Annotated in this window: 17 protein-coding genes; 12 read left to right on the top strand and 5 right to left on the bottom strand. The window is 69.8% G+C overall.

Annotated elements, in window-relative coordinates; translation table 11 throughout:
* The first annotated feature begins 29 nt into the window (after positions 1-29).
* The 6 genes from treS to ABFJ78_RS21920 all read left to right on the top strand — a co-directional run bounded on the left by treS (position 30) and on the right by ABFJ78_RS21920 (position 8,377).
* Entirely contained in the window at positions 30-1,838 is a 1,809-nt protein-coding gene (gene treS, locus ABFJ78_RS21945; protein WP_436388204.1) for a maltose alpha-D-glucosyltransferase, read from the top strand.
* Positions 1,839-1,843: 5 nt separating this feature from the next.
* Positions 1,844-3,217, top strand: coding sequence for a maltokinase N-terminal cap-like domain-containing protein (locus ABFJ78_RS21940; RefSeq protein ID WP_436388203.1), 1,374 nt, complete (start codon positions 1,844-1,846; stop codon positions 3,215-3,217).
* Between the two features lie 4 nt (positions 3,218-3,221).
* Positions 3,222-5,447 (top strand): 1,4-alpha-glucan branching protein GlgB, encoded by a 2,226-nt coding sequence (gene glgB / locus ABFJ78_RS21935; RefSeq protein WP_436388202.1) that lies wholly within the window; start codon positions 3,222-3,224, stop codon positions 5,445-5,447.
* Positions 5,448-5,542: 95 nt separating this feature from the next.
* Complete coding sequence (locus ABFJ78_RS21930; RefSeq protein WP_436388201.1) at positions 5,543-5,935, top strand: hypothetical protein; 393 nt, start codon at positions 5,543-5,545, stop codon at positions 5,933-5,935.
* Between the two features lie 251 nt (positions 5,936-6,186).
* Positions 6,187-7,461, top strand: a complete 1,275-nt coding sequence (locus tag ABFJ78_RS21925) for a hypothetical protein (RefSeq protein WP_436388200.1) — start codon at positions 6,187-6,189, stop codon at positions 7,459-7,461.
* 439 nt (positions 7,462-7,900) lie between these two features.
* Positions 7,901-8,377: a hypothetical protein gene (locus ABFJ78_RS21920; protein ID WP_436388199.1), complete on the top strand. Its 477-nt coding sequence runs from the start codon at positions 7,901-7,903 to the stop codon at positions 8,375-8,377.
* A gap of 69 nt (positions 8,378-8,446) precedes the next feature.
* On the opposite strand, the gene ABFJ78_RS21915 is transcribed toward ABFJ78_RS21920, so the two are convergent.
* Both ABFJ78_RS21915 and ppgK read right to left on the bottom strand, forming a co-directional pair.
* A complete protein-coding gene (locus ABFJ78_RS21915; protein WP_436388198.1) occupies positions 8,447-9,853 on the bottom strand; it encodes an RNA polymerase sigma factor in 1,407 nt (468 codons plus the stop codon).
* A 185-nt stretch (positions 9,854-10,038) separates the two neighbouring features.
* A complete protein-coding gene (ppgK, locus tag ABFJ78_RS21910) occupies positions 10,039-10,806 on the bottom strand; it encodes a polyphosphate--glucose phosphotransferase (RefSeq protein ID WP_436388428.1) in 768 nt (255 codons plus the stop codon).
* A 64-nt stretch (positions 10,807-10,870) separates the two neighbouring features.
* On the opposite strand from ppgK, the gene ABFJ78_RS21905 reads away from it, so the two are divergent.
* Positions 10,871-11,689 (top strand): inositol monophosphatase family protein, encoded by an 819-nt coding sequence (locus ABFJ78_RS21905; RefSeq protein ID WP_436388197.1) that lies wholly within the window; start codon positions 10,871-10,873, stop codon positions 11,687-11,689.
* Positions 11,690-11,977: 288 nt separating this feature from the next.
* Here the strand turns inward: ABFJ78_RS21905 and cei are convergent, their stop codons facing one another.
* Positions 11,978-12,661: an envelope integrity protein Cei gene (gene cei, locus ABFJ78_RS21900; RefSeq protein ID WP_436388196.1), complete on the bottom strand. Its 684-nt coding sequence runs from the start codon at positions 12,659-12,661 to the stop codon at positions 11,978-11,980.
* 517 nt (positions 12,662-13,178) lie between these two features.
* Here cei and ABFJ78_RS21895 point away from each other — a divergent pair.
* Complete coding sequence (locus ABFJ78_RS21895) at positions 13,179-13,487, top strand: DUF4193 domain-containing protein (RefSeq protein WP_013224476.1); 309 nt, start codon at positions 13,179-13,181, stop codon at positions 13,485-13,487.
* Positions 13,488-13,624: 137 nt separating this feature from the next.
* Here ABFJ78_RS21895 and ABFJ78_RS21890 read toward each other — a convergent pair whose 3' ends face one another.
* Positions 13,625-14,107 carry a DUF3093 domain-containing protein gene (locus ABFJ78_RS21890; protein ID WP_364446236.1) on the bottom strand — a complete coding sequence of 161 codons (483 nt, stop codon included), beginning with the start codon at positions 14,105-14,107 and terminating at the stop codon, positions 13,625-13,627.
* Positions 14,108-14,131: 24 nt separating this feature from the next.
* On the opposite strand from ABFJ78_RS21890, the gene dut reads away from it, so the two are divergent.
* Positions 14,132-14,635: a dUTP diphosphatase gene (dut, locus tag ABFJ78_RS21885; protein ID WP_372668174.1), complete on the top strand. Its 504-nt coding sequence runs from the start codon at positions 14,132-14,134 to the stop codon at positions 14,633-14,635.
* On the top strand, positions 14,635-15,297 hold the full coding sequence (locus ABFJ78_RS21880) for a DUF3710 domain-containing protein (RefSeq protein WP_372668172.1): 663 nt from the start codon (positions 14,635-14,637) through the stop codon (positions 15,295-15,297). The genes dut and ABFJ78_RS21880 overlap by 1 nt, the downstream gene beginning before the upstream one ends.
* Before the next feature lie 53 nt (positions 15,298-15,350).
* Here ABFJ78_RS21880 and ABFJ78_RS21875 read toward each other — a convergent pair whose 3' ends face one another.
* Positions 15,351-16,034 carry an alpha/beta fold hydrolase gene (locus ABFJ78_RS21875; protein WP_436388427.1) on the bottom strand — a complete coding sequence of 228 codons (684 nt, stop codon included), beginning with the start codon at positions 16,032-16,034 and terminating at the stop codon, positions 15,351-15,353.
* A gap of 135 nt (positions 16,035-16,169) precedes the next feature.
* On the opposite strand from ABFJ78_RS21875, the gene ABFJ78_RS21870 reads away from it, so the two are divergent.
* Together ABFJ78_RS21870 and ABFJ78_RS21865 are read left to right on the top strand one after the other, a co-directional pair.
* Complete coding sequence (locus ABFJ78_RS21870) at positions 16,170-16,550, top strand: OB-fold nucleic acid binding domain-containing protein (protein WP_072480405.1); 381 nt, start codon at positions 16,170-16,172, stop codon at positions 16,548-16,550.
* Between the two features lie 9 nt (positions 16,551-16,559).
* Entirely contained in the window at positions 16,560-17,282 is a 723-nt protein-coding gene (locus ABFJ78_RS21865; protein ID WP_436388195.1) for a DUF3159 domain-containing protein, read from the top strand.
* Positions 17,283-17,306: the final 24 nt, after the last annotated feature.

The raw sequence follows: 17,306 nt of genomic DNA, 5'->3' as shown, positions 1-17,306 counted from the left end.
ACAGGGACTCGAGGGACGAGGTGGAGCTCATGGCGGAAGAAGCCCGGCCCGACGCCGCGTTGGGGCTGGAAGGTGTGCCGCACACCGGTGAGGCGATGACCGCCGACGGCATGCTCGTGGAACCCCAGGCCGGGGACTTCCGGTCGGCGCAGCAGGCGCCCAGCAACCCGGAGTGGTTCAAGGGCGCGGTGTTCTACGAAGTGCTGGTGCGCGCGTTCGCCGACTCCAACGGCGACGGCACCGGCGACCTGAGAGGCCTGGCCGGCCGGCTGGACTACCTGGCCTGGCTCGGCATCGACTGCCTGTGGCTGCCGCCGTTCTACGCGTCGCCGCTGCGCGACGGCGGGTACGACATCAGCGACTTCCGCGCGGTGCTGCCGGAGTTCGGCAGCGTCGAGGACTTCGTCTTCCTGCTCAACGAGGCCCACCGGCGCGGCATCCGGGTGATCACGGACCTGGTGCTCAACCACACCTCGGACGCGCACCCGTGGTTCCAGCAGTCCCGCAGCGACCCCGACGGCCCGTACGGCGACTACTACGTGTGGAGCGACGACGACTCCCGCTACGCCGACGCGCGGATCATCTTCGTCGACACCGAGACGTCGAACTGGACCTACGACCCGGTGCGCGGCCAGTTCTACTGGCACCGGTTCTTCTCCCACCAGCCCGACCTGAACTTCGAGAACCCCGACGTCCAGAACGCGATGATCGACACCCTGCGCTTCTGGCTCGACCTGGGCATCGACGGGTTCCGCCTGGACGCGGTGCCGTACCTGTTCGAGCAGGAGGGCACCAACTGCGAGAACCTGCCGCGCACGCACGAGTTCCTCAAGCGCTGCCGCAAGGTCGTCGACGACGAGTACCCGGGCCGGATCCTGCTGGCCGAGGCCAACCAGTGGCCATCGGACGTCGTCGAGTACTTCGGCGACCCGGCGGTCGGCGGCGACGAGTGCCACATGGCGTTCCACTTCCCGCTGATGCCGCGGATCTTCATGGCGGTGCGCCGCGAATCCCGGTTCCCGATCTCGGAGATCCTCACCCAGACCCCGACCATCCCCAGCGGGTCCCAGTGGGGCATCTTCCTGCGCAACCACGACGAGCTGACCCTCGAGATGGTCACCGACGACGAGCGCGACTACATGTACGCGGAGTACGCCAAGGACCCGCGGATGAAGGCCAACATCGGCATCCGCCGGAGGCTGGCCCCGCTGCTGGACAACGACCGCAACCAGCAGGAGCTGTTCACCGCGATGCTGCTGTCCCTCCCCGGTTCGCCCGTTCTGTACTACGGTGACGAGATCGGCATGGGAGACAACATCTGGCTCGGCGACCGCGACGCGGTCCGCACCCCCATGCAGTGGACCCCGGACCGCAACGCCGGGTTCTCGTCCTGCGATCCCGGCCGGATCTACCTGCCGGTGATCATGGACCCGGTGTACGGCTACCAGGGCCTGAACGTCGAGGCGCAGTCGAACAACGACGCCTCGCTGCTCAACTGGACCCGGCGGATGATCGAGGTGCGCAAGCAGCACCACGCGTTCGCCGAAGGCGAGTTCGTCGACCTCGGCGGGTCCAACCCGAGCGTGCTGGCGTACAAGCGCCAGTGGCGGCGCCCGGACGGCGGCGAGGACGTCGTGCTCTGCGTGAACAACCTCTCCCGGTTCCCGCAACCGGTGGAGCTGGATCTGTCCGCGCACCGCGGGTGCACGCCGGTGGAGCTCACCGGCGGCGTGCGGTTCCCCAGCATCGGGGACCTGTCGTACCTGCTGACGCTGCCGGGGCACGGCTTCTACTGGTTCCAGCTGACGAGCCCGGGAGACGAAGGCGAAGCGAGGTGAGTCCCTTGTCCGACCCGCGCGAGCTGGTCGACGACCTGACCGAGGACCTGAAGCGCTGGCTGCCGGAGCAGCGCTGGTTCGCCGGCAAGGACCGGCCGGTGACCGGCGTCCGCCCGCTCGGCGTGACCGAGCTGGTTTCCGGCGATCCGCAGTTGCTGCACGTCGTCATCGAGGTCGCCCAGGACGACCGGCGCGAGCCGTACCAGCTGCTCGTGGGCCGGCGGACGCACCCGCCGGAGATCGCGTCCACCAGCTGGATCGGCGCCGTCGGCGACCTCAACGCCTACGAGGCGTCCGGCGACCTCGACGTCACCGGCGTGCTGCTGGACCTGATGGCCCGCGAAGAGCAGGTCGGCTCGCTGGTCTTCGAGCACGAGCCGGGCGTCGAGCTGGACACCGGCCTGCGCGCGCGGCCGATCACGTCGGAGCAGAGCAACACCTCCCTGGTCTACGGCGGGCAGTACATCCTCAAGCTGTTCCGGAAGCTGACGCCGGGCAAGAACAAGGACCTGCTGCTGCACCGGGCGCTGCAGGGCGTCGGCAGCAAGCACATCGCGCAGGTGCTCGGCTCGATCACCGGCGACCTGGACGGCGAGCCGACCACGGTCGGCATGCTCCAGCAGTTCGTCTCCGACGCGGTCGACGGCTGGGCGATGGCCACCACCAGCGTCCGCGACCTGATGGCGGCGCCGGAACTGCACGCCGGGGAGGTCGGCGGCGACTTCGCCGGCGAAGCCGAGCGGCTCGGGCGCGCGGTCGCCGAGGTGCACGCCGACCTGGCCGAGGCGCTCGGCACCGAACCGGTCGACGCCGACGAGCTGGAACGCTCGGCGAAGGCGATGCTCGACCGGCTCGACACGATCGCCGGCCGCGTTCCCGAGCTGGCCGCGCACGCCCCGTCGCTGCGGGCGGCGTTCGAGAAGCTGCGCACGCAGCCCCCCGGCTCGGTCACCATGCAGTACGTCCACGGCGACCTGCACCTCGGCCAGGTGCTGCGGACGGTCACCGGCTGGCTGCTCATCGACTTCGAGGGCGAGCCCGCGGCCCCGGTCGAGGAGCGGCACGCGCTGCGGTCGCCGTTGCGCGACGTGGCGGGCATGCTGAGGTCGTTCGACTACGCGGCCCAGCAGATGCTGGTCGGCCAGCCGGACGAGCCGGCGCTCGCCGAGCGCGCGCTGGAGTGGTCGGACCGCAACCGGGCGGCGTTCTGCGAGGGCTACGCCGCCGTCGCGGCCGACCCGCGCGACCAGGGCGAGCTGCTGCGCGCCTTCGAACTGGACAAGGCGGTCTACGAAGTGGGCTACGAGCACGCGAACCGGCCGGACTGGCTGGGCGTGCCGCTCGCCTCGATCGCCCGGATCACCGACGGAGAGGGATGACACCGTGAACGCGGTTCCGGAAGGCCTCCCGGCCGCGGCCCCGCCGGCCGCGGACATCGACCGGCTGCTCGCCGGCTCGCACCACGACCCGCACTCGGTGCTGGGCGTGCACGCGGTGGGCAAGGGCTTCGCGGCCCGGGCGCTGCTGCCCGGCGCCAAGGGTGTCACGCTGCTCGCGGGCGAGCACCGGTACCCGCTGGAGCCGGTCATCGACGCGCTGTTCGCCGCCCGAGTGCCGGAGCACCCGGGCGACTACCGGCTGGAAGTCGAGTACGACGGGCACACCGTCACCGCCGACGACCCCTACCGCTGGCTGCCGACGGTCGGCGAGCTGGACCTGCACCTGATCGGCGAAGGGCGGCACGAGCGGCTCTGGGAGGCGCTTGGGGCGCACGTCCGCTCGTACGAGACGCCGAACGGCGTCGTCGAGGGGACGTCGTTCGCGGTGTGGGCGCCGAACGCCCGCGGCATCCGCGTGATCGGCGACTTCAACGGCTGGGACGGGCGCGGCCACGCGATGCGCTCGCTCGGCTCGTCCGGGATCTGGGAGCTGTTCGTCCCCGGCGTCGGGGCGGGCACCTGCTACAAGTTCCGCATCCTCGGCGCCGACGGGAACTGGCACGAGAAGGCCGACCCGATGGCGTTCGGCACCGAGCAGCCGCCCGCGACGGCGTCGGTCGTCACCACCTCCGGGCACCTGTGGGACGACGACGCGTGGGTCGCGCAGCGCGAGGCGACCGACTGGTCCGCGGCGCCGATGAGCGTCTACGAAGTCCACCTCGGCTCGTGGCGGCCCGGGCTCGACTACCGCGAGCTGGCCGACCAGCTCGGCGACTACCTGGTCGAGACCGGCTTCACGCACGTGGAGCTGCTGCCGGTGTCGGAGCACCCGTTCGGCGGTTCGTGGGGCTACCAGGTCACGTCGTACTACGCGCCGACGTCCCGCTTCGGCTCCCCGGACGACTTCCGCTACTTCGTCGACCGCCTGCACCAGCGGGGGATCGGCGTCCTCGTGGACTGGGTGCCCGCGCACTTCCCGCGCGATGCCTGGGCGCTGGCCAAGTTCGACGGCACGGCCCTGTACGAGCACGCGGACCCGCGCCGCGGTGAGCAGCCCGACTGGGGCACGCTCGTGTTCGACTTCGGCCGCAACGAGGTCCGCAACTTCCTGGTCGCCAACGCGCTGTACTGGATCGAGGAGTTCCACCTCGACGGCCTGCGCGTCGACGCCGTTGCCTCGATGCTCTACCTGGACTACTCCCGCAAGGAAGGGGAGTGGCTGCCGAACCAGTACGGCGGCCGCGAAAACCTGGACGCGGTGAAGTTCCTGCAGGAGCTGAACGCGACCGTCTACAAGCGACACCCCGGCATCGTCATGGTGGCCGAGGAGTCGACGGCGTGGCCGGGTGTCACGCGCCCGACCCACCTGGGCGGCCTCGGGTTCGGCTTCAAGTGGAACATGGGCTGGATGCACGACACGCTCCGGTACCTGTCCCACGAGCCGATCCACCGCGCCTACCACCACAACGAGATGACGTTCTCGCTCGTGTACGCGTGGAGCGAAAACTTCGTGCTGCCGCTCTCGCACGACGAAGTGGTGCACGGCAAGGGATCCCTGTGGGGCCGGATGCCGGGCGACGCGTGGAACAAGGCGGCCGGGCTGCGCTCGCTGCTGGCGTTCATGTGGGCGCACCCGGGCAAGCAGCTGCTGTTCATGGGCGGCGAGTTCGGCCAGCCCGCGGAGTGGTCGGAGCAGCGGTCGCTGGACTGGCACCTGCTGGACGAGCCGCTGCACCGCGGCGTGCGGGACCTGCTGCGGTCGCTGAACTCGATCTACCGGTCCACGCCGGCGTTGTTCAGCCAGGACACGTCACCGGACGGTTTCCGCTGGATCGACGCGAACGACTCCAGCGGCAACGTGCTCAGCTTCCTGCGCATCGGCGCGGACGGCTCGCGGCTGGCGTGCGTGGCGAACTTCGCGGGGGTCCCGCACCACGACTACCGGGTGGGGTTGCCGTCGGCGGGTCGCTGGCTCGAGGTGGTCAACACCGACGCGGAGGCCTACGGCGGTTCGGGCGTCGGGAACCTGGGCGCGGTGGAGGCCACGGAGGACGCGTGGCACGGCCAGCCCGCCTCGGCGGTCCTCCAGCTGCCGCCCGCGGGTGTGCTGTGGCTGGTGGAGGAGAACCCGGAGACGCTGGAATCCCCGGAGACCCCCGAGCTCCCCTGAGGCACTCGCCGGGGGCGGCACTTTCACGTGAAAGTGCCGCCCCCGGCGCTCAAAAAGATTCCGCCCGCGGCCCCGCGCGGGCTTACTATCGGTGCATGACCGGCGCCGGCGGCGTCCTCGTGAACTTGATCCTGTTCGCCGTGGTCTGCATCGCTCCCACGGTCCTGTTCTGGTGCGCACTGCGCCTCCCCAAGCTGGTCCACCGGATCCGCGAGAAGCGCGCGCTGCCGCAGCCGGAGGGTCCGCCGATCGAGCGCGTCGCCGCGGACCTGCGGCGGGTGCACCGGCTGCTGGCCGGCTACCCGTCCGGCACCCCGGCCGCCCGCCGGATCGGTACCCGCCAGGCGTACGACGAGCTGCTCACCCAGGCGTGCCGCCAGGTAGGCGTCCCGCACCGGCTCGCCGAGCTGCCCGAGGGCATGGACCGCGAGATCGAACGCCTGCGCGTCGAGGAATCCTTGCGGGAGCGCGGGCTGGCCGTGCCGTGACGTCAGTCCTCAGATGGAGGCCACGTTTGGCGATGGGGAACGCTCTTCACTCGATCGGGTGGAGCGTATGTGGCCGCGAGCAGGTCGAGGGCAATCGCTGCTGTCCGTTCTGACCTGCGTAAATCGGTCGACACCTGAACTCGAGTACAGGTGGAGTGCGTCGTTGAGGGAGCTCGAGTCGTGCTCTAGCGCTTGACCCTACGCCCTCGCTACGCAACTATTGCGGCCATACTTGAGGGAAGCAGGAGCTCGTGCTCGTTCCGAAGACAATTACTGGAATTCGTCGCAATGAGTTCCACTTCACGACCGTCGTGCCGTTGAACTGGGTTATCGAGCACCATGTTTCAGGTCTCGTGCTCGAGCAGGCGATTCGAGACATTGCCGAGGGTAATTCCGTCGATCCGCGCGCGAAGAAGCTAGCTCGGATGCGGCAGCGCATGCAGCGGCCGTTCCAGAAAAAAGCTCTCGAGCGTCGCAGCGTGGCCGGCGAGTCGAAACAGGTGGAAAAATTGGTCCCCACGGCCAAGATGCGGAACAGTCTTGGGCCCTTGCGTGCTTACTTGCTCGAGCAGTTCGCGGTGAGCCCGGAGGAGGCGTTCGGTGTTCTTCCTGGATTTGTCTCCGTCTGGCCTGAGCGCATGAAGGAACTGGAAGACCCGGTCACCGTCGATGGTCTGCCGAGTCCGTGGTTCAGCTACGACTACGGACAGCTCGGGCGGGGGGCGCTGGCCGACGGGGAATGCCGCCATCTCGCCTGCCTCAACATCAACGCCGACCAGAGCGTTCCCGCCGCACTGAAGGACAAGCTGCTCAACCAGTTGGTCACCGTGGAGATCTACCACGGGGTGACCGAGGACCAAGCCGCGCAGATGTTTGTCGATCTGAACTACGAAGGTACGCCGGTCGACACCATCACCAAAGCGAATATCGATCCGCGCAACAAGTGGATAACAGCGACCAAGAAGATTTTCGATGAGCTGGGCATCAAGTACGCGACATCTGGCCGGCAGCTGACTGCCACGCACCAGAACCTGGGCGAGTGGATCTTGCTCACCCATGCCGAGCAGATGGTCAAGGCCATCGTTCTCGGTCCGAACAAGGCGCTGATCAAGTCGAAGCGAGCCGAATCCTGGGACGGCGTCGATTTCGACCGGCTGCATGAGGCGGGTGTTGCGTGGTTTGGTGAGATCTTCAAGCACTTCGGCGGGCACGAGGTCCTCGCCGATCGGTCGCGTGTCGTCAGGACGATCGCCGTCAGGGTGGCGCTCGCCAGCCTTGGGTCGGCGTTCTACCGCAACGACCTGCCCGCGATGGAAGCGGCACGAGCAACCTTGACCGAGGTCGACTGGCTCGTTTCGGAGGCATGGCAGGGCATTGGCGGCAAGGTCACGGTCAAGGACCAGGTCGCCACTATGTCCGCGGGCTCGGGCAAGGAGTCCATCACGCGCGCCGTCCAGGCGGTCACGAAGCCGGAGACAAAGGCGGGTAGGGCTGTCCGTGGCAACGTCGTGGACGGCGACGACTAACTCCCTCGCTTTCTTGAACCCTCATTCTCATCAGTGCCCGCTGTTGTGGCGATACCCCCTGGGAAAGCTTGCTCTTCCTCAGTCACGCGGCGGACCCGGACACCCACCTCAGGGGGTTGCGTGGTCAGGTATCACAAACACAAGGCGATCAATCGCGCCATTGAGGAGGCGGTAAAAACCGGGTGGGCCGTGCAGAGCGGGGGTCACGCGGTCCTGCTCCGCTGTCCGTGCCCGCCTTCGTTGAGCACGAGGATCTCGGTCAGCGGCACACCGCCCAATCCGGAGGGAGAAGCGAGCCGCGTCCGGCGGATGGTCAGGCACTGCCCCGATCGCCATGCCCTGGACAAGCAGCCGAAGGTCCAGAACCGGTGATCACTCTGCTCGAGGCTCGAGCAGCGATGGTAACTTGACGCTTCCGTTGCAGTCGGGAAGGCGGAGAATGGGCCAGTTCGAGTTGCTCTTTGCCGTGAATGACCTGCCTGACGAGACCGTGTTGCGCATCCACGAGGACCTTGCCGTGTTCACGGCCGCGTTCGGCGGTCTGACAGTGGTCACGGTGACCGCGGAAGGCGACGACGTGATGGATGTCGCCAGGCAGGTCGTGACCGGCTTGGAGAGGATCCCCGGCGTCCACGTAGAGAGGTGCTGCGAGGATCTCGTGACCCTCGCCGACATCGCGGACCGTGCGGAAGTGACAGAGGACGTCGTGCGGCAATGGATGCAGGCACCTGGTGCACCGGACCGATCCTTCCCGAAACCATACCTCCTCGCCGATGGCGGGTTGTGGCTGTGGGCGGATGTAAACGATTGGCTCCGCGAAACGGGTACGAGATCCAGCTTCGTCCGGCACCCGGCTCAGACCGAACTCCTGCAGATCAATTACTGGTTGGCGCAGCGCGCACGCGCAAACCCCTGAACCGGGCTGAAACGCGGAAGAACCCCGCCACCGAAGTGACGGGGTTCTTCCGTTGTCCGGTAAGGAAACTCAGTCGAGGTAGTCGCGCAGAACCTGCGACCGCGACGGGTGGCGCAGCTTCGACATCGTCTTCGACTCGATCTGCCGGATGCGCTCCCGGGTCACCCCGTACACCTGGCCGATCTCGTCGAGCGTGCGCGGCTGGCCGTCCGTGAGGCCGAAGCGCAGCCGGACCACGCCCGCCTCGCGCTCGGACAGCGTCTGCAGCACCGACTGGAGCTGGTCCTGCAGCAGCGTGAACGACACCGCGTCCACCGCGACGACCGCTTCGGAGTCTTCGATGAAGTCACCGAGCTGCGAGTCGCCCTCGTCGCCGATCGTCTGGTCGAGCGAGATCGGCTCGCGCGCGTACTGCTGGATCTCCAGGACCTTCTCCGGGGAGATGTCCATTTCCTTGGCGAGCTCTTCCGGGGTCGGCTCGCGGCCGAGGTCCTGGAGCAGTTCACGCTGTATGCGGCCGAGCTTGTTGATGACCTCGACCATGTGCACCGGGATGCGGATGGTGCGGGCCTGGTCGGCCATCGCGCGGGTGATCGCCTGGCGGATCCACCACGTGGCGTACGTCGAGAACTTGTAGCCCTTGGTGTAGTCGAACTTCTCCACCGCGCGGATCAGGCCGAGGTTGCCCTCCTGGATCAGGTCCAGGAACGCCATGCCGCGGCCGGTGTAGCGCTTGGCCAGCGACACCACGAGCCGGAGGTTCGCCTCGAGCAGGTGGTTCTTGGCGCGCTCGCCGTCACGCACGATCCACTTGAGATCGCGGCGCATCTGGGTGACGAGCTTCTCGCCCTCCTCCTCGGCGGTGCGCACGCGCTCGGCGGCGTAGAGCCCGGCCTCGATCCGCTTGGCCAGCTCCACCTCCTCCTCCGCGTTCAGCAGCGCGACCTTGCCGATCTGCTTGAGGTAGGCGCGGACGGAGTCGGCGGACGCGGTGAGCTCGGCGTCCTTGCGCGCCTGACGCAGCGCCTCGGACTCCTCCTCGTCCCAGACGAAGTCCGGGTTGTCGGAGCTCTTGGCGGCCGCCGCCTTGTCGGCGGCAGCGCCCCGGCGGCGCTGCGCCGGGGTCTCCTCGTCCGACTCGTCGTCGTCATCGTCGTCGTCGGCCGAGTCGGCGTCCGGCTCGTCGTTGACCGTCTCGTCGACGACGTCGACCTCGACCTCTTCCAGGTCCGACAGGTCGGGCGAGTCGAGTTCGGCCTCGTCGAGCTCGCCGGGACCGTCCGGCTCGCCGTCTTCGGTCTTCGCGCCCTTGGTCGCGGGCTTCTTCGCCGGCGCCTTCTTGGCCGGCGCTTTCTTGGCGGTGGTGGTCTTGCGCGCCGCTGGCTTCGCCGTCCCGGTGGCTGCCTCTTCGGCCGGCTCGCCGGCTGCGGTCGCGGTCTTCGTCCCGCCTCGGGTTGCGGTTCTTGCGGCTGCCACTTACGCCCTTTCGCAGCGGTCGATCATGACGAGCAACGGCACGGGTGCCACTGCTGCCTCACATTCGGGGATCACGCCTCGGCCTGCGGTTTTGACCTCCGCAGCCGTGGGCCGTGTTCCATTGTAACGACGGTACGCGCATGCGTCGCGAAGCGATCACCCTCCGGCCCGGTTTCGGGCCGGATTCAGTGCTGGATGCCCTCCGCGGCGGCCGCCGCGGCCCCCACGATCCCGGCGTTGTTCTGCAGCGTCGCGACCAGCACCGGAGTGCGGATGTCCAGCAGCGGCACCCATTTCTCGGCCTTCTTGCTGACCCCGCCGCCGACGATGAACAGGTCGGGCCAGATCAGGTTTTCGAGCACGGTCAGATAACGGTGCACGCGCTTGGCCCATTCGGGGTAGGAGAGCCCCTCGTTGTCCTTCACGGAGGCGGCCGCGCGCTTCTCCGCGTCGTGGCCGTCGATCTCCAGGTGGCCGAACTCGGTGTTCGGGACGAGCTTGCCGTCCTGGAACACCGCGCTGCCGATGCCGGTGCCGAAGGTGAGCAGCGCGGTGACGCCCTTGCGCGCGACGGGGTCGCCGAAGCGGATTTCGGCCATGCCCGCCGCGTCGGCGTCGTTGAGCATCGCGACCTGGTCGACGCCGCGGCCGAGCCGCTTGGCGAACAGGGCGTCGGCGTCGGTGCCGATCCACTGCTTGTCGATGTTGGCCGCGGTGTGCGCGACGCCCTTCTTGACGACCGCGGGGAGCGTGACGCCGACCGGGCCGTCCCAGCCCGCCTGCGTGACGATGTCGTGCACGACGTCCGCCACCGCCGAGGGGGTGGACGGCTTCGGCGTCTCGATCCGGATCCGGTCGCCGATGAGCTGCCCCTTGTCCAGGTCGACCAAGGCCCCCTTGATCCCGCTGCCGCCGATGTCGATGCCGAAACCTCGGCGGGTCGCCTCCACCACGGACGTGGTCCCTTCTCGCACGATTCAGAAGCCTGCCTCGGAGACTTTAACCGGATGTGGTGACATGTCGGACGTGGGAGTTGACGAGTCGTTGCTGAAAAGCGTCGCGGTGCAGGTCGCGACGGACGCCGCCGAGCTGGTCTGCGAGGCCTGGGAGGGGATGGCGAACGGTCGTTCGGTGGCCGTCGGCACCAAGTCCGGGGCCACCGACGTGGTGACCGCGGTAGACCACGAGTCCGAGCGCCTGGTGCGCTCACGGCTGGCCGCGTTGCGGCCGGGTGAGCCGGTGCTGGGCGAGGAGGGCGGCGGCGCCGCCGGCGACGGCGTGACCTGGGTCGTCGACCCGATCGACGGGACGGTCAACTTCCTCTACGGCCTGCCCTGGTTCGCGGTGTCGGTGGCGGCGCAGGTCGGCGGCGAGTCGGTGGCCGGCGCGGTGGTCGAGCCGGCGAGCGGGCGCGTCTGGTCGGCCGCGCGCGGGCAGGGCGCGTTCCTGGACGGCCGCCGGCTGGCGGTGTCGGCGCCGGCGGGGCTGGAGCTGACGCTCGTCGGGACCGGTTTCGCGTATTCGGCCGAGCGCCGGACGCGCCAGTCGCGCTTCGCGGCGGAGCTGCTGGGGCGGGTACGGGACATCCGGCGCAACGGTGCCGCGTCGCTGGACCTGTGCGCGGTGGCTGCGGGCTGGCTCGACGCGTACGTCGAGCACGGGCTGCACCGCTGGGACTGGGCGGCGGGGGCGCTGATCGCGGCGGAGGCGGGCGCCCGGGTGCAGCTGCCGGGGTCGGCGCCGGAGCTGGGCGCGGACGTCACGTACGCGGCGGCGCCGTCGATCGCGGACCCGCTGCGGAAGGTGCTGGCCGACTGCGGCGCGGCGGAGGTCTGAGCCGGTCCGGTTGGTCTGGTTCGCGCGGGCCGAGATGACGTGAATGACTCATTCATGTCGCCAGGCGACATGAATGAGTCATTCACTACGCGACACGACGCCCGGCCGCCTTGAACGACCTCGCCAGGACCTGCGGGCAGCCGAAACTGTCGGTGCCTGCCGGTAACGTGAAATCCGGGGGTCCCCCCACGCGCGCGGGTTGCGCCACAACTCGCGGGTTACGGGGCGCTCGCATCCCGGGGTGCGCGCGGATTTGAGGTGCCGTCAGCAGGGCGATGCAGCGCCCGCTCAGCAGGCGACGTCGCGCGCGGACGCCAGCAGGGTCTGGTCGATGACGGGGGCCTGCCCGCCCGCGGACTGCTCGTTCGAGCCGCCGCCCTGGTGGGCCTTCGACCAGTCGGCGAGCTGCGTGAGGACCTGGCGGGCCTCCTCGCGCGGCCGGATGTCGCCGAACAGCGTGCCGGTGACCAGATCGACGCTCGCGTCCTTGCGGTTGTCCTGGACCAGCTCGGCGCACGGCACCACCAGGCTGAGCGTCCGGGCCGCCGCGCTGCCGTTCTCGCCGAAGCGGATTTGGCCGCGGCACTTGGCCTCGCGGCCCTCGTACGCCGGGTCGTTGGCCGGTTCACCCGCTCCGGTGAATCCCAGCTCCTTGAGCGCGGTGGTGGCGATGCCGCCCTGGCCGCGCGTGCTGGACGCGTTGAGCACCTTCACCGCGACCTTGTCCGGCGGCACCGGCGCGCGGTCGTCGAGGGCGGTGTGGGGCAGCGAGCTGAACGTGACCCCCGGCGGCGGGCTCGCGGGCGGGTCGCACTTCACGGCCTCGTCGACGTCGCCCTTGCCGACGGCCGCGTTGATCCAGACGATGATCGCGCCGAGGGCGAGCACGCCGATGACGATCAGCGCCGGCAGCGGCTTGTGCTTGCGATACGGCCGCGCCCCACGGTCCCCGATGCCGTTCCCCGACGCCACCTGCCCGTCCCTTCCCGAACACCGAACCCGGCCGGTGCGAACCCGGCACCGTCGTGGCCGCTCAGCCTAGGCGCTGCGGCCGGCGCGCACGGTCCCGGGTCACCGCGGGCGGAAACACCGTGCCCGCCCGTCGCCGCGTGCCCCGCCCGCGGCCGATCCCCGTGCGGCGATCGCACCACGGCGGGGCCGGCCGGGGCAAGCGGACACGGGCCGTCGGTGAAGTTCTCCACCCCCGGGCAACCCGAATGGACGACACCGCGTCTTACCTGCGGGTTCCCCCTGTCGGGTGACGATTCCCCGGCAATGTCTGACTCGTTGCAGAACCGTCGCGGGCGTGAGCTACCCTTCCCGGGCTCCGGCCGCAGGAAGAGGCCCATAAAGAAGAGACCTCGGTCACTTCGGCCGTCGGGCACAAACGAGGGCCCTGGAACGTTGACCAGCGGCACGGCGGACTCACGGGCGCACCCGGGGGTCCGGGAAAACGACTACACAAGCTGATCGCAGGGGTGAGGGACACATGGCTACCGACTACGACGCTCCGCGCCGCAGCGAAGCCGACGAGCTGGCCGAAGACTCGTTGGAGGAGCTCAAGGCCCGGCGGAACGAGAACCAGTCCGGCGTCGTCGACGTCGACGAGGACGCGACCGCCGAGAACTTCGAGCTGCCGGGTGCCGACCTCTCCGGGCTTTCCGGTGAGGACATGACCGTGAAGGTGGTGCCGAAGCAGGCGGACGAGTTCACCTGCTCCGTGTGCTTCCTGGTGCACCACCGCAGCCGGCTGGCCGAGGACAACGGCGGACGCCTGATCTGCCGCGACTGCGCCTGACAAGCGCGGGATCTCGGACACAGGGGACGAACAGACGCGACGAGGAGCCTCGAGGGCACCAAGGGGGAGGCTCTGAGCGCGCTGGGGACAAGGGGGCCGGCCGGCAGGCCGGCCCCCTTCCACATGTCTTGGCGTGGTCAGGCGCCCTTGACCAGCTCGGCGACGCGCTCGGGGTGGCGGGTGCTGAACAGCCAGTACGGCGTCGGGTCGGCCGGGTCGGTCAGCCGGATCCGCACGACCGGGCCCACCCAGCCGCGGTGCAGCACGTAGGCCGCGGGGTCGCCGTCGCGGCCCAGCGCCTTGCGCTTGGCCTCCTTGTCGAAGATCTCGACCTCGCCCGCGTAGCGCAGCGGCAGGTGCGCGTCACCGACCCACAGCTCCGGCTCGTCACCGCCGGTGACGCGGACCTTGGACCGGCCGAGCGACAGCATCAGCCCGACGACGACCGGCAGCGCGATCACGTACGGCAGCCACGCCCGGACACCCGGGTAGCCCATGTCGACCTCGGCCGCGAGCAGGATCGCGCCCAGCACCGGCAGCGGCCAGCCCCACCACGGGACGTAGAGCCGCTCGGAGTGCCGGACCGCGGCACTCGCGGCCGTCTTCGCAGATTCACCCACGGGTAGAGAGTAATCTCGCCGCCCGTGTCCAGCGTTCAGGTACTCCTCTCCCGGCTCGACCCGGATGTCCCGCTGCCCGCCTACGCCCGCCCGGGCGACGCGGGCGCCGATCTCGTCACGACCTCGGATATCGTGCTGAAACCCGGGGAACGCGGCGTCGTCGGCACCGGCGTCGCCATCGCCCTCCCGCCCGGGTACGCGGGCTTCGTCCACCCCAGGTCGGGCCTGGCCGCCCGGGTCGGCCTCTCGGTGGTCAACACGCCGGGCACGATCGACGCGGGCTACCGCGGGGAGATCAAGGTCTGCCTGATCAACCACGACCCGCGGCACCCGGTGGAGCTCGCGCGCGGCGACCGCATCGCCCAGCTGGTCGTGCAGCGGGTCGAGCACGCGGTGTTCGTCGAGGTCGCCGAGCTCGACACGACCGAGCGGGGCGACGGAGGCTACGGCTCCACGGGTGGACACGCCACACTGGGAGCACCGGCGCTCGCCGCGAGCGCCGGCACGGGGGAAGGAACGGAGAAGTAGTGGGGATTTTCGGACGCAAGCGGCGGACCGAGGGCGGGTCCGCCGGACGGCACGCCGCGCCCGAGGCCGACGACACGATCGAGGACGAGGCGTACGACGAGGACTCGGAGCTTTCGGACGTCTCCGACGGCCCGTTCGACGTCGCGGACTTCGAGGACGACGGCGTCCCGCGGATCGACCTCGGCTCGGTGAAGGTGCCGGTGCCGGACGGTTCCCAGGTGCAGGTCGAGATGGACCCCGAAACGCAGGGCGTGCGCGCCGTGCACGTCGTCACCGAGCAGGGCCAGATCACGGTCAGCGCCTACGCCGCGCCGCGCTCGGGCGGGCTGTGGCGCGAGGTCAGCACCGAGCTGGCCGAGCAGCTGCGGGCCGACGGCGCGAAGGTCAACATCGGCCGCGGCGTGTGGGGCCTGGAGATCTCGGCCATCGTCGGCGACGTCGCGCTGCGCTTCGTCGGCGTCGACCGGCCGCGCTGGATGCTGCGCGGCGTCATCGCCGGGCCGCAGTCGGAGGCCGCGGCGGCGGTCGAGGTGCTGCGGGGGATCGTGCGGCGCACGATCGTCGACCGCGGCGACGCGCCGATGCCGGTCCGCACCCCGCTCACCATCACGCTGCCCGACGCGGTCGCCGAGCACATCGCGGCCCAGCAGCAACAGGGCTGACGCTCGAGTCCGTGAAGGCCTCCGTACCGGCTTTATGACCGGTACGGAGGCCTTCACGGCGTTTCGAGGGCCCGCAGGAAGGCCAGGACGGTCGCCCGGCCCAGGGACTCGCGGTCCGCGCCCAGCGCCGTGAGCGTCGTCTCGCCGAGGACGGCGCGGGGGAGTGCGCGAGCCCACTCCGATGCGACTTTCGTCGGGTGGATCGGGTCGTCGGTGCACGTGCCGATGCCGGCCGGGACGTCGAGGGCCGCCAGCTCCCCGAGGGTGGGGGAGGGACGGCCCGCCGCGACGCGCAGGCTCATCGCCAATCCGTCGCCGTGCCGGCGCCACGCCCGGTCGAGTTCGGCCCGCAGCCAGTCCGGGCTGCCCGCCGTCTGCGCCAGTGCCGCGTCGACCCCGGAGCCGGCCACCAGATCGGCGGACAGCGTCGCGGCCAGCGACGCGGGTGCTGGGCCCGGGACGCCGTTCCAGGCCGGGAGCGCGGCCAGCAGGCCCCCGCAACGCCCCCGGTTGGCGACCGCCCACTCCGCGGCGAGGTGGGCACCGAACGAAATGCCGCCTACGAGCAGTTCGCCGTGTTCGTCCGCGAGCGCGTCGAGGGTGGCCAGGTAGCCGTCGGCGAGGGCCGCGCCGGGCGGCGGGGGTGGCGCGATGAGCGGGACACCGAGGGCGCGCAGCGGCCCGCCGAAGACGGCCCGGACGAACACCTCGTCCGAGCCGGTGCCGGGCAGCAGCACCGCGGCGGGAACTCTGATTGCGGACGTCACGTTGCGATCTTTGCGCAAAGGCGTTTCCCTGGCGGGGACCGCAGTACGCTGGAATCGCACGGGCCGCAAGCAGTTTGTCGGGGGCCCCGGAGCACAGGAGCACCTATGTCCGCCAAAGACGGCGGCTACTTCAGCCGGCTGGTACGCAAGCTGACCAGCGACGTCGACGAGCTCGACGCCGACGAGATGTCCATGAGGTCCGGCGCCGAAGGGGCGCAGCGGGCCTGCGACTGCCGTTCCGGCGAAGAGGTCACCGTGATGGGGAGACTCCGCAGCGTGGAGCTCTGCCCGACGAACGAGGCCGCCACGCTGGAGGCGGAGCTGTTCGACGGAACACAGGGCGTGACGCTAATCTGGCTCGGCCGCCGCCGGATCCCGGGCATCGAGCCTGGCCGGACGATCAAGGTGCGCGGCCGGATGGCCGAGCGTGACGGCCAGAAGGTGCTGTACAACCCCTATTACGAGCTCCAGAGCCCAGTGAGTTGATCACCCATCGTGACTGAACCCGCCCCGAGCGAGAAGAAGACCGACTCCGGCGATGAACCGCAGCCGACCCTCCTGGAGCAGATGGGCGGCGTGTCCGGCCTGATCTACTCCTCGGTGCCGGTGATCGTGTTCGTGCTGGCGAACGCGTTCTTCGGGCTGACCGCGGCCATCTGGACGTCGGTGGGCAGCGCGGTGGCGATCACCGTGCTGCGGGTGGTCCGCAAGGAGCCCCTCCAGCCGGCGATCTCCGGCTTCTTCGGTGTCGCGATCGCGGCGTTCATCGCCTACCGGACGGGGTCGGCGAAGGGGTTCTTCCTCTTCGGGATCTACGCGAGCCTGGTTTATTGCGGCATCTTCGTGCTGTCGGTGGTGGTGCGGTGGCCGATCGCGGGCGTGGTGTGGAACGTGCTGAACGGCACCGGCCAGGCGTGGCGCAAGGACAAGCCGTCCCGCTACGGCTACGACATCGCGACGCTGGCGCTGGCGCTCGTGTTCGCCGCGCGGTTCGTCGTGCAGCGATGGCTGTATCAGGAGGACTACACCGGCTGGCTGGCCTTCGCGAAGATCGCGATGGGGTATCCGCTGTACGCGCTGGGCCTGCTGGTGGTCGTGTGGGCGGTGCGGCGGTCGGACAAGCGGCTGAAGGCGCTGGAGGAGACGACGCCGAAGCCGGAGACGGACGCCGAGATCGAAGCCCGGCTGCGCGAGAAGTACGCGGCTCCCGAAGCCTGACGACCCGCACAACCCGCGCGCGTA

This window comes from Amycolatopsis sp. MEPSY49 (genome assembly GCF_051337345.1).
Taxonomy (GTDB): domain Bacteria; phylum Actinomycetota; class Actinomycetes; order Mycobacteriales; family Pseudonocardiaceae; genus Amycolatopsis.
The sequence above is the reverse complement of the archived record's forward strand: the minus strand, read 5'-3'. Positions and strand labels throughout refer to the sequence as shown.